Source organism: Pacificibacter marinus (assembly GCF_018860665.1).
GTDB classification, from domain to species: domain Bacteria; phylum Pseudomonadota; class Alphaproteobacteria; order Rhodobacterales; family Rhodobacteraceae; genus Celeribacter; species Celeribacter marinus_A.
The window spans coordinates 1-12717 of record NZ_JAHKPK010000035.1; the positions used below are offsets into that span (position 1 = coordinate 1).

A 12717-nucleotide genomic window follows, 5' to 3' on the forward strand; every position below is an offset into this window, starting at 1 on the left:
CCGCCTTGCGCCCCTTTGGCCTCGCCCTCACCCTGATTGCAGGGTTAAGCGCCTGCTCCTCAGATCCTGACAACTCCAATCTGTTGGCGGACTTCATGGGTGGAAAGGATGCAATAGAGCCAGACGAAACCTTTTTGGCCTATGAGGCCGCGGGTGCACCAGCACTGATCATGTCACTTCAGTCCACGCCAAATGCATTTACGGCCTTCGTGCGCCAAACGACGAACGCCAAGGGCGAAGAAACATGGATTTCATTGGACAAGCTGTCTATGGGCATGAAGGACGGCATGATCATTGCCACCCGTGGCTTGGGGGCTGATCAGCTTGCAGGGGACCCCTATCAAACTCTTGCGGCGCTTAAAGCAGGGCGCAATGGCATCACAGAGCGGTTCATCACGCATATCAATGGCGAGAGCCAAGCCGAAACATCCGCGTTTCGTTGTAGCGTGACCTTTCAAAAACAAGCCCCTGTCGACTTAGGTGGCTATACTGCCAATACCGATCTGTATTACGAGGACTGCCGCAACACGCAAACCAAGTTCCGCAACTTCTTCTGGGTGGAACGCGGCAGCCGTCAGCTGGTGCAATCGCGTCAATGGATCAGTGAAAGCCTCGGCAGTGTCGCCTTGCGGAGCTTGCCAAGATAATTATCTTTTCTATCTGCGTGTTAACATCCTAGCATTCTGGCCAGTCTAGCTATTTTACACAGTCCTATTTTTTATCTTTACACTTTCATGATATTTGATGAAAAAATTCAGCATAGCCACAAAGGGCCTGCCGTGCGATGCCGCTTGGGGACGTTTTGTAATAGGGACTGACGTCGTGTTTGATGCCGATTGCACAGAGTTCGATGGGCGATTGGGTCTCTATTCGCGCCTGTAGATATGCCGTTACTCCTGAGACATTTCCGTTGACATCCCAACGCCCACCTTCTCGGGACATTGCTGCGCAATACCCTGCTGTGCAGCGCATAGTCAGCCTCCTTTGTTGCAATAAATGCTATCAAAGGAGCGGCATCAAACCGTGTCAGGATTTTCGGTTTATGCCAATGATATGACTTCGGCGAGGACAGATATCGCCAATGTTCTGGGATCACGTGCCGAGTTTATTAGGCCTATTGGCCCGTGTAAGCGCTCTAGATTATGTTCCGAAATGCCGAGATCGCGCAACTCAATTATACGATTGTCCCGCGTCCGCTTGCTACCCTGAGCACCAATGTAAAACGCACTTGTCAAAAGTGCGTCATACAATATCGGCGGCTCCCAATCGTGATCATGGAAAAACAATATTATCGCGGTTCTAGGATCCGGGTGAATATCATCGGGAAACTTGGGTTGCTCAAGCTCAAACGTTTGGCATCCAATTTGTTTTGCTTCTTCTAAGGTGGTCGTATCGGGCGACAGCAACGTCGTCTGATAATTTGCCGTTTGCAAGAGAGCTGCGAACGTTGTCACTTCGGGACCCTTACCAAAGATCAAAAATTTAATTTCTGGCAGTATTTCTCCTCGGAAAACAGCATCTCTGATCTCACTCCCCTTGCCCATACTAATTGCGCCTGTTCTGCAGTTAATCTCGTAACTGCAGGTCTGCCGCTCCTTTTGAACTGTTTTAAGGAGCTGATCTATGATCTCTCGGTTCGGGTTGGGGATTAGGATGATCTGCAAACCACCACCGCAAGGCAGAACAATATCTCGATACGGCGAACCGCGTCCGTAGCGGAGAACCTTAGCCACACCGGAGTTCAGGCAGTCTTGTGCATGGAGTTTGATATCTGCCTCGACACACCCAGATGACAAAGAGCCGACGGTCAACAATCCATCCCGGAGTACCGTCATCATTGCACCAACTGGTCGATAGGACGGCCCCTCCACGTCAATAATGACGGCAAGCACACAATCTTGCGTTCGGTTGGAACACGCCAGTAAAGGCGCGAGACTGTCAAGAATGGCGGGTCGCCCCATCATACTACCTTCCAAATACTAGCCCCCCGAACTATCGGTCTCGCCAGACTATTTTCAAATTCACAGCTTACTTCTTACCATAAACGACAATGCGGCGGTTTTTGCAGTCGGGTCCGACCTTCTATGTATTGCCCCGAAATGGTTATGAACCGCAGTTTCACTCGTTTTCCGACATCCGTCATACTCGTTTGAGTCCCCCAGCTCGAAGGTCAGTCTCAAGGAATGAATGCGGACTATAAAACGGTACTAAACGATGTTCCCATTAAATTAGAGGCTGGGACAAGAGAGCCGCATACTCAAACAAGACAGTTATCCGACAATCTGCCGCATCAGTTGAAGTGTTTCTGGACGTCTCGCTAACCGAGCCACTGCGTACGCCTCTTTGGCCAACATCTCATTGAAGCTAATTAAGCTGTTGCCCGTAGTCGCAGACAGGCAATTTGCTAGTTCTGTCACTATTGGCAGGACATGATCTTCATTTTCCGGCGTCGTATCCGACATAACGGTGTCGATAATGCCGGCAATATGCTCCCTCCCAGGAACACTAAGAAGCGAAAACGATTGAGGCACATAATCCTCGCTAAGCCGAATTGCCTCGCGGATAGCCGTCGGCAGCAACATCGGTTCTGATACCTCCAGGTCACGAGAAAGGAGAATACCTTCAACTACCATTTCATGAAATTTTTCAGTAGGTTGTGAGGTTACGATCGTTCGTGCCACCTGGGTAGCTGCCTGCTCTGGCGATAAATTGTGCGCGCAAGCCCGTGCCATAAGATGCGTCGTGCCCGACCATCCGGGTATGATCCCGACGGTACGTTCCGGAAACCCGACCCTCGGTTCAGCAGCCACAACCAGATCGCTATTAAGCAGAATTTCAGCCCCGCCTCCCAACGCCAAACGACCAAGAGCACTGACCACAGGAATCGGCGCGGTTGCTAGACCAGTCATCGCCCTTTGGCCACGTCGGACGAATGCATCAAATGCCGAGTAATTCTTCTCCTCCAGATACTTTATAAAAGTCTTGATTTGAGCACCCGCTGAGAAAACTTTGGGGTTATTCGAGGCAATGACGAGTGACGATAAGCCGACTTCGGGAAAGTCTGGCACTCGTTCTAGCATGTCGAGAACCCCATGGTTTATGGTGTTCAATTTGGTCGAAAAATATAGAAGGCCAACGCCATCGCCAGCATCTCGAAGAACTGCAGATTCGGTTTCAATCAGGATTTTTCCGGCAAGCTGATGAACTTGGGGTAAATCGGCTGCCGAGGGAGTACTATTGACCATAAAAAATTTGCTCCATCTTATGAAAACCCATGCGCTCTACTATTGCCATGTAAAAGCTGGCTGAACGATCATCCGAGTGCATTTGGTTTCTTTCCAGTATAAACCCATGCAAGGAGCTGGACCGTATGGACCAGAGGTATGTCCGTTGCTTGCGATATATGCGTCAGGCAGCCTAGATTTCCCCCTGCAATAACATCCGGCTTACCCTCTGAGAGGCTATCGGCCTTCCGCCGCTGCAATTCCCCTGCGATTTCAGGTTGCAGGAAGGAATAGGTTCCCGCGGAGCCGCAGCACATGTTTTCGTCACGTGGCCTCTGGAGCTTAAAACCGGCGTCGATTAACAGTTTTCGCGGCTCGAACTTCACCCGCTGTGTATGCTGCAAGGAACACGCAGCATGATACGCAACCTCGATGTCCGGCTGGACTATCGGTCCGGGCAACGTGATGCGTGAAAGGAATTCGGTTATATCCAGTGCTATATTGGCAATTGCGGCCGCGCGGTCCGCATAATCAGGATCCTTCGCAAGAAGCGACCCGTAGTCCTTAATAGTGGTCCCGCACCCTGACGTTGTTATCACAATGGCGTCGAGACCTTCTTCCAACAGTGGGTACCACACGTCGATATTGTCACGGGCTTTTTGAAGGGTCCGTTCGCTCTTGCCCAAATGCAATTCCAATGCGCCACAACACTTGTCATTCTCGGGAAGCACGACGTCAACGCCCGCTGCCGTCAATAGGTCGATCGCAGCGCGATTAATGTCAGAATCAATAATTTTCTGGACGCATCCCGATGGAATCAGAACCTTGGCCTGTTGTTTCGATTTTGCTGTGAAGTACCCTGGTTGTAGGATGTCCTCACGTCGAGGTGGCGTTGAAGGTACGGACTTCAACAAAGCCGCGAGCGGCCGTAAGGGCCGGACTACTTCCAAAAGCGGAGCAGTCCATTTGAATCGTCTGGCAAGCGCCATTTTGGATAAGAATTTCTCGGGATTCGGCAGGGTATCAGCTAGCATGTTACGGATGATCCGATCGAGAAACGGACGGGTATAATTTTCTTCGATCTCGACACGGGCCTTATCAATAAGGTGCATATAATCAACACCCACAGGACAAATTGTCTGGCAAGCCGTGCAAGTCAGACATCGATCGAGGTGCTTGACGGTATGGGCATCGGGTGCCTTCCCATTCTCGATCATGTCTCGCATGAGGTTAATGCGCCCACGGGGGCCATCGTTCTCGTCGTTAAGAACTGTAAAAGTAGGGCAGATGTCATTACAACATCCGCAGGTAATACAGCTACGGAGAATTTCTTTTGGATCCGGCACGTCGGTCTGGTTGTTGGGGTCTTTGTTAATTTGCAGCATGCTAACACCTGTTAGTTATTGGTCAGATTTTGGCATGGCAGCCAAAACCGGCCATGTGGATCGAAAGCGGGTTTAAGAAGTTGAAGTCCAACGGGGGGGGGATAAGAATGGTTTGGTCCGGCTCCGATACGGCAGGCCGGATGCGCCCGAGCCGTCGTGAAACTGCGCAGAGTCTTTTCGATAATCTCCGCCTCATTAAACGACGGGTGCGCAAAACGCAGAAGGCCTCGACGCCATTCCTGCAATATCTCGCCTCCTGTCCTATCCAATCTTTCTGCGATCACACCAGCCTCATCGGGGCGGCATTTGATCGTCCAGCTCGGCGAGGCATCGAGATCAAGGGCTTGGCCAAGCCGGTTCCAAATCGGGCTGGCGCGATCGTCCGGCAACCGAAAACCGGGAAGACGACTTATCGCCCCCCAACGCCCCGGTGTCAGCCTAAGCAACATTGTAGGGCTATCACTAAGCTCCAGCTTGCGGGCTAATTCTTGTGAAAAATGCAAAGCCCCTGAAACCGGCCAACCAGCCCGTAGGGCCTGAGTAACCATCGGTGCGAAGTCCTTCGATGCGATGCCTTCGATTGCCTTCGTGATGTCGGGTCCTTGGTCGACCGTCACTCTCAAAGTGACTTCGGTGAAAAACCCCAGATGCCCCCGTGACCCCGCAAGAAACTTGATCAGATCAAGGCCAGAGGCGTTTTTGATCACGCCTGCACCTGTGGCAACACATTCGCCCAGCCCCGTTACCATGCGTGCAGCAAGGATTGCATCGCGCAGCCCGCCACCAAAAGCGTCACGCGGCGAAGGTGCCGACAAGGCCACAATCCCACCGATTGTGCCCTCCGTTTGAGCCAGCCTGCGGGTTGGCAAATCAAATGGCAACCGCTGACCATTTTCACCAAGAAGCGCTGTGAGGTCGGAAACCCGCATTCCCGCTCTCACGGTCACAGTCCCATCCCGGGGCACGTAACGAGTCACGCCATCAAGGGCCTTAGCACTTAAGCACGAAACATCGCTCTTTTCCTCCTGTGCTCCGTTACCGCTGGGTCGAAAGACATGCGCACTTTCTAGACGCAGAATATCCGACACCTCTTGTTCCGTTTGCGGCTCGAAACTCGCACAAGACGAATTCCCGGACTGGTGTGGCGTCGTTCTGGCGACATGCGACGCCCCCCGTAGCTGCGCGATGCATCGGTTTTGCAGCCGGAGGTCGTCGGGCGAGAACTGTTTTGGCAACAGATCCCGCAGCGCGCTCCCGATCCCGTACTCGGCGGTTAACGTTCCACCTAACCTCAAGCTTTTCAACCTGATCGCATTCGCGGCGGCTTCCGCTTCATTTTCTGCACCAGCCTTATGGAAAATAAAGCTATGCACAGTACCATCGCCCAGATGCGCGGTTGTCATATGCAATAACCCAGCTGCTTCGCACAGCTTGTCGATTTCGGTCAACAATGCGCCAAGTTGGGATAATGGCACCGCTGAATCAGTCATCACGTAGCGGCCAGCGCGCGCCGCGCCCAAATAAATCCGCTCGCGCCCTCTCCAAAGCGCCGCCGCTTTTTCGGGCCCTGTCGCGAATGCAATCACACGGCCCAATCCTTCACTCAATGCTTTGATAGCTTTGCAGTCTTTAAGGAGAACTTCACGGGATCCTGCCAAATCGACCAAAACCAGCGCCTTAGAGTGTTTCGGATAGCCAGACGGACAAACGGCCTCGCACATTGCCGCGACCTGCCCATCAAAATAATCTAATTGGCGTGGCAAGATGCCAGAAGCCAAAATGCGGGAGCCAAATTTAAGCGCACTGTCGCGATCCGCGAAAGCTACCAGCGCAGCAGACCTATCCGGCGCCTGCGGCGTCAGGCGTAGAACAGCTTCTGTCACAATGCCCGCCTGCCCTTCAGAGCCGCAAATTAGTGTCGCAAGATCGGTGCCCTGGGTCTCGAGCGCCGCGCTACCTGTCTCTAAAAGACGGCCATCATCGAGTACGATGGTTAACGCAACGATATTGTTCACCGTCGTGCCATAACGCAGGCACATACCGCCGCCCGAATTCGTCGCAATATTACCGCCAATCGTGCAATTGCGACGAGACGAAGGGTCGGGGGCATAAAACCACCCCTCTGATCCGACGTATTCGGACACGGCCTGATTACGAACCCCGGCTTGGACAGTGATCAATCCATTGGCTGGGTCAAAATCTTTGATCTGGCGCATGCGGCTTGTGCAAATCACCACCACGCCGTTCTGCTTCGAAACGGCTCTCGTTAGATTAGTGCCCGCCCCACGGGGCAAAACGGTAATGCCGTGACGACGGCAGAACTGCACGGCCGCCACAACATCGCTGGTGGATAGGGCATAGACTACCGCAAGTGGCCCAGCATCCGATCCAAGACGACCGAAAGTCTGGAACGCACGGTCTGTACGGTCTTGACCGAGCACCTCGCAATGCGGGAGCAATTTCTGCAAATCCCCGACGAAAGTACGCCGCCAGACGACAAGGCGCATGTCATCAAACATCACGCGCCCGAATACTTTGCACAGGCTCTGTCGCCTCACAGGTCCAAACCAAAGGGTCGGATTCGCGTGCATATCCTGATTGTTGTGTATTCACTTCTCCTCCTCCCAAAGGCAAATTAGAACGATACGTATCGTTTTGTTTATCGGCAGCCTTCCCCATTCCCTCCTCAAGGTCTAGGAACAATTTTGGATGCCTAGCTTGTTTTGACCTCCATCCCCTTGAATACAAAATCCAGTATCGATTCCACAAAAGCACTGTCAATTTCGGAGTGCTGCAACATAAGCCGATAATAAATCGGCCCATAAATTAGGTCGATCAGCGTTTCGTCCGGAATGTCAGAATTCAGGACCCCCTCATTACGAGCCCGCTGAATTGTTTCGATCGCAGCCGCACGGCGCAATACTAGGAACCGTTCGCGAAACATCGCGAGGTCCTCTGGACTGCCCTGACATTCAGCAATTATCTGGCGAATGATTTCTCCATCGCGTCCCTTATACTGGAACGCCAACGACCTGACTTGGCTCCGGATGCTTTCAACAACCGACTCTTTTTCCACAAACGGTGCTTTGATAGAGATGTCATTCAAAAAGGCATCGATGGCCAATTGTGCCTTGGTATCCCACCATCGATAGACAGTCGTTTTGGCAACGCCCGCCTCTTTGGCCACTTCCTCAACGGTGATGTCACGCAAAGACTTACGGCCGAGAAGCTCGAGGACGACCCGAAGGATCGACGCACGAGACGCCTCGCTGCGGGGACGGCCTTGGCCGCGGCTCCGCACCAATCGTTTTACCGTTTCGTCCTTTGGCACGACCATATTCAAATTCCTTCACGCTTTCTACGCTCCAGACGCGATCCCGCGCGTTGCCTTGGATCGACCAAAGCGAGGAGGCCCGACACACCTTGCGGGGCCAGCAAAATTACAACCAGCATTATACCCCCGAGGATTGTGGGTTGCCAGCTATCAAACGAAACTGAAACCTCCCGCAGCACCGTGATGATCGCGGCACCCAGTAACGGGCCCCAGATTTTCAGTCCTCCGCCGACGACGATCATTGCAAAAACGAAGAGCATGACATCCAATCTAAGGACATTGGGGCCCATCACCCGAAAATGCCCAGCATATAGTGCGCCCGCCATTCCGGTGAAGGCTGCCGAGATCGCAAAAACCGAAAGCTGGAACCGGAACCGGTTGAGGCCCCGCGCCCGCGCATATTGCTCATTGTCCCGAATAGAACGAAAGCCCAGCCCGAACGGTGATCGCGACACAAGAATAGCCACAAATAACGACACGATTAGAAGCGCCGCCGCCAGCCCGTAATCACCGATATGCGACACTGGATAGGGCAAAAACTCACGGAAACCGAAATCCTCATAGCGCGACAGACCACGCGATCCGCCAGTGAATGGAATACAATTTCCGCCCTCCGTCCGAAAACAGGCCGTATCCGTAACAATCAGCAGATACAGTGCCTGACTGAGCGCAAGCGTCAGCAGCGCGACATAGGCACCGCGCAAACGAAGACAGGCAGCGCCACTAAGCATTCCGACCATCATTGTCACAAGTCCGGCGACAGGCAGCGCGATCCACGTGGATATCCCGAAATGACCATTCAGCACCGCTAAAGTGTAGCCACCCACCGCAAAAAAGGCCAATTGTGCCAACGAAAACACCCCGGCCATCGAGAATACAAGATTCCAGTTCAGGGCCACAGTGGCCCAGATTAAGGCAACAGTGGCTTGCCCGATGACATAGCGATCACCATAAAACAGAGGCAACGCAATGCATAAAACAGCCAAAATCGGTAGGACGATGTAACTTTCCTTTTTCATTGCCGTGCCTTTCCATGAATTCCGAACAATCCCTGCGGTCTGACGATCAACAGGGCCACAACAGCCAGTAAGAGAAAAGGGAGTGCAAAGCGCACGCCGACATAGTATTGGATCGCCGCCTCGGCGAGACCGAGGAGGATGGCCACGGCCAGAGCCCCGCCGATTTGACCAAGACCTGCCGCAACACAGATAACGAACGCTTTCAACATGGGGTCAAATCCCATTGTCGGCGATAGGGTCGAAATCGAGCTCCACAACACACCGGAAAACCCTGCAAAGGCACCGGCAATCGCATAGACGGCAATATATGTGTGCTGGACTTTTATCCCCATCAGGACCGCCGCCTGACTATTTTGCGCCACAGCGCGAATCGAACGCCCGAGTGCCGTCCGTTGAAGGATGAGCGCCAACAGCGCCATCAAAACAAGCGCAAGAACCATGATTAGGATATTCTGTGCTGGGACAAATACGGATGAGATGTAGACCCCGCCGCTCAGTTTGGCAGGCTGCGCCACAGCATAGCCGCCAAAAACATTAAGCACTACGTTCTCGAGGATCATTGCGATCGCAAAGGTTGCCACGATAATTAGGACATCGGCGCCCCGCCGCCCCTTCAGCCAGCGCAAGATCAACAGATACATCAGCACCGCCATTGTCGCAGAAACCAGTGCAGCAGAAAAATAACCTAGAAACGGCGGAATCCCCAATCGGGTGGCGGTGTACCATGAGGCATAGCCGCCAATTACGAGCAAGGCGCCATGAGCCATATTGAGCACGTTCACCGCACCCCAAAGCAGACTGAGAGAGACCGTACCCACGGCGTACATCGCGCCGAGCGTCAAGCCGCTAACGAAAATTTGAATGATCGATTCCATGCGTTCAAGCTCCTAAATAGGTGGACAGGATGCCGGCGGCGGAATCAACATCCTGCGCCGTTCCGGACCAAGCGACTTTACCCTGATCGACCAGGTAGAGCTGTTCTGTGAAATCTTGCGCCCGAGTGACGTTCTCTTCGACCAACAAGATCGTGACACCAATTTCGCCAAGCGACGTCAGGGCCGCATAGACATCGTCGACAAGACGCGGCGACAGCCCCAGAGATGGTTCGTCCACGATCAGCAGTTTACTGTCTGCCGCCAGCGCCCGTCCGATCGACAGCATCCGGCGTTCACCGCCCGACAGCGTGTAGGCCACTTGTTTCTGACGCGACGCGAGGGCGGGAAATATTTCGAAAACCTTCGCGATCTTATCCGCGCGCCGCGCCGCGCTCTTTTCAATGTTGGAACCGATCAACAGGTTTTCCCGGATTGTCATATCGGGAAACAAGAGATCACCCTGCGGGACCATTGCGATCCCCGCCACCCGGCGCGCAGCCGGATCCATGGCCGCCATATCACGACCATCAAAAATGACCCGACCGGAGCGCGCCGGAATTAGCCCGCAAATTGCCCGCATAAGCGTCGTCTTACCGTGGCCATTGGGTCCAATGACGGCGGTAAATTCACCACCCATCACGGAAATGGACACGTCATGAAGCACATCACGTTCACCGTATCCGGCACAAATATCCTTAATTTCAAGAAGGGGCTGCGTCATCCTGCGAAACTTTCCCTTAAGCGCGCAGCGGCCTGTTCACCAAGATAAACTCGCATGACCTCCACGTCGCGAATCATGTCATTAAAAGCACCATTGAAGATGATGCGCCCCGCATCGAGGATCATGACGCGATCCACCATCGCCGACATAAACTGCATCACATGCTCGATGATCAGCATAGTAATTCCATGGGCCTTGAGCTTGAAAAGTACTTCCTTCAATAGTTCGATCTCGGGGGGGGTCAGACCACCTACCGGTTCGTCAAGAAGCAACATCTTTGGTTTTCCACAAATCGCAGACGCAATGGTGACAAGCTTGCGATCAAGTATTGGTAGATGCTCCACCACTTCATCGGCCTTGTCTGAAAGACCAACGAGGTCGATAGCGGCCCGTGTCGCTTCCAGATCCGACTCCCTATAGGTTAGGGGCGTTCGCGGCTTGCTCGCGCCTTTATACACCACACCGGCAAGTACATTTTCGAAGACAGTCAACGACGGAAAAACCGCCGCTGACTGAAAAACACGCGCAAGCCCGAGGCAAAAGACCTGTTCAGGGGTCCGGCCAGTGATATCCGTTCCGGCAAATTCTACCCGACCCGAAGACCCGGGCGTCAGCCCGGTGATGACTTCCAGCAAGGTTGTCTTACCGGCACCATTCGGGCCGCCGATGCCGACAATCTCTCCGGGGGTCACGGTAAAGTTGACGTCACTTAACGCGTGGACACCACCAAATCGTTTGCCGACCCCCACGCATTCTAATATCTCTGACATAGCCACCTCCGCTCAAGTCCGGATCCAAGACGGCATCTGGAATGATGCCGTGTTATAGGGCGCCGGTGCGATAAGTCTGGGGGGCTGTGTATGATCTGAGATCTGCAGATATTGATGTGGCATCCCCAACGAAGGATCGTTGGTCGACGTTGGATAGGACACCGCCGCATGTACGTCGGGATCAAAACGTGTCGTTCCGTTGACACCCCGATAGATCGTACGGCTCAATTGCTTTGCGACGCGGCGGTTCTGCTCAAAATCACCGGGTGCGCCGAGACCACCAGCAATTGCAGCGGCATTCGCGAAGTAATGGACGCTATCATACGTCATACCCGCTGTCAGAGCCACGGCATTTTCCCCATAACGTGCCTTGTAGCGACGTGAAAAATCGCCGCCGATCTCATCGGGAAGTGTCGCGATAACTGTCGAGTAAATGACGCCATTGACTGCCGACCCGCCAATTTCACGGAACGCTGGAATAGACGGCCCGTATTGCATGTAGATCAGACTATTCGTCGGGTTCGGCGCGAATTGCAGCATAAATTGCGCTAGATCCTGTGGAACCCAGTGAGTGATGGCAATGACCGCCGGTGGGTTATCGCGCAGCCGTTGAAGCGTGGGACCCCACTCGCTAATCGTCTCGCCAAGCGTTTCCTCGATGGTCGCGGTCCAGCCGTATTCGGCAAGGCTCGCCTTCAGCGCATTTGCAATGGTGACGCTATAATTCTGCGCACCCGAGATAATGGCGATCGTCCGCTCTTCGGGCGCCCATTGACCGGAATCAGCAAGGTCGTTGAAAAACTTTAACAGGCCCGCGCCGTACCAGTATTCTGCCGGATCACCCATGAATATCCCGAAGTATCGGTCAGGGTCATTCTGAATGGTAGAATGGTGGATGATATCGGTATTATGATGAACGTAGCAAATACCGGCATCTGCAACGAGGTCATATTCGGCTGTTTCGGCACCTAGGTTATAAGCATTTACGATGCCATGCACACCGTGCCGGTCGATCAGCCGCTGAATGGCCGTCACAACATTCTCGGCACCAAAATTCCCAGTGTCTTCGAGGACGAGCTCCACGGGGCGTCCCAAAATGCCGCCCATATCGTTGACCTCCTCCCAGGCCATCTCAAGACCACGGCGGATTTCCAACCCGTCGGCAGCCGCATAACCGGTCAGCGGAACCGCAGCACCAACTTTGATCGGCTCACCTCCGGTTTGACCAGCGGCCTGATTGACACTGGCCAATGTGGTGGCCGCGGCTGCGACAGCACTGCCCCTGATGAAGTTTCGACGACTCGTACGACCGTTTTCGGCTAATTTTGTATCATTTTTCTTCATGACAATTCCTCCCTTGTCCTGTGCAAGTGTCCAGCAATGGCTTCA

The 12717-nt window shown here is 53.5% G+C and carries 12 protein-coding genes; 1 reads left to right on the forward strand and 11 read right to left on the reverse strand.

Annotated elements, in window-relative coordinates:
- On the forward strand, positions 1-647 hold a 647-nt coding region (locus KO497_RS10555; protein ID WP_215943939.1), incomplete at its 5' end, for a YjbF family lipoprotein.
- A gap of 85 nt (positions 648-732) precedes the next feature.
- Here the strand turns inward: KO497_RS10555 and KO497_RS19450 are convergent.
- The 11 genes from KO497_RS19450 to KO497_RS10610 all read right to left on the reverse strand — a co-directional run bounded on the left by KO497_RS19450 (position 733) and on the right by KO497_RS10610 (position 12672).
- On the reverse strand, positions 733-972 hold the full coding sequence (locus KO497_RS19450) for a cobaltochelatase CobT-related protein (RefSeq protein WP_215943940.1): 240 nt from the start codon (positions 970-972) through the stop codon (positions 733-735).
- A 68-nt stretch (positions 973-1040) separates the two neighbouring features.
- A complete protein-coding gene (locus KO497_RS10565) occupies positions 1041-1964 on the reverse strand; it encodes an XdhC family protein (RefSeq protein ID WP_215943941.1) in 924 nt (307 codons plus the stop codon).
- Positions 1965-2270: 306 nt separating this feature from the next.
- Positions 2271-3245, reverse strand: coding sequence for an enoyl-CoA hydratase/isomerase family protein (locus KO497_RS10570; RefSeq protein WP_215943942.1), 975 nt, complete (start codon positions 3243-3245; stop codon positions 2271-2273).
- Between the two features lie 68 nt (positions 3246-3313).
- Entirely contained in the window at positions 3314-4609 is a 1296-nt protein-coding gene (gene glcF, locus KO497_RS10575; protein ID WP_215943943.1) for a glycolate oxidase subunit GlcF, read from the reverse strand.
- 11 nt (positions 4610-4620) lie between these two features.
- Positions 4621-7128, reverse strand: a complete 2508-nt coding sequence (locus KO497_RS10580) for an FAD-binding oxidoreductase (RefSeq protein WP_215943944.1) — start codon at positions 7126-7128, stop codon at positions 4621-4623.
- A gap of 194 nt (positions 7129-7322) precedes the next feature.
- The gene (locus tag KO497_RS10585) at positions 7323-7946 is read right to left on the reverse strand and encodes a TetR/AcrR family transcriptional regulator (RefSeq protein WP_215943945.1); all 624 of its coding nucleotides are present in this window, start codon (positions 7944-7946) and stop codon (positions 7323-7325) included.
- Between the two features lie 2 nt (positions 7947-7948).
- Positions 7949-8962: a branched-chain amino acid ABC transporter permease gene (locus KO497_RS10590; protein WP_215943946.1), complete on the reverse strand. Its 1014-nt coding sequence runs from the start codon at positions 8960-8962 to the stop codon at positions 7949-7951.
- Positions 8959-9837, reverse strand: a complete 879-nt coding sequence (locus KO497_RS10595; RefSeq protein WP_215943947.1) for a branched-chain amino acid ABC transporter permease — start codon at positions 9835-9837, stop codon at positions 8959-8961. Before KO497_RS10595 ends, KO497_RS10590 begins: the two co-directional genes overlap by 4 nt.
- Positions 9838-9841: 4 nt before the next feature.
- Positions 9842-10558, reverse strand: coding sequence for an ABC transporter ATP-binding protein (locus KO497_RS10600; protein WP_215943948.1), 717 nt, complete (start codon positions 10556-10558; stop codon positions 9842-9844).
- Positions 10555-11328, reverse strand: a complete 774-nt coding sequence (locus tag KO497_RS10605) for an ABC transporter ATP-binding protein (protein WP_215943949.1) — start codon at positions 11326-11328, stop codon at positions 10555-10557. The genes KO497_RS10600 and KO497_RS10605 overlap by 4 nt, the downstream gene beginning before the upstream one ends.
- Positions 11329-11340: 12 nt before the next feature.
- Positions 11341-12672 (reverse strand): ABC transporter substrate-binding protein, encoded by a 1332-nt coding sequence (locus tag KO497_RS10610; RefSeq protein ID WP_215943950.1) that lies wholly within the window; start codon positions 12670-12672, stop codon positions 11341-11343.
- Positions 12673-12717: the final 45 nt, after the last annotated feature.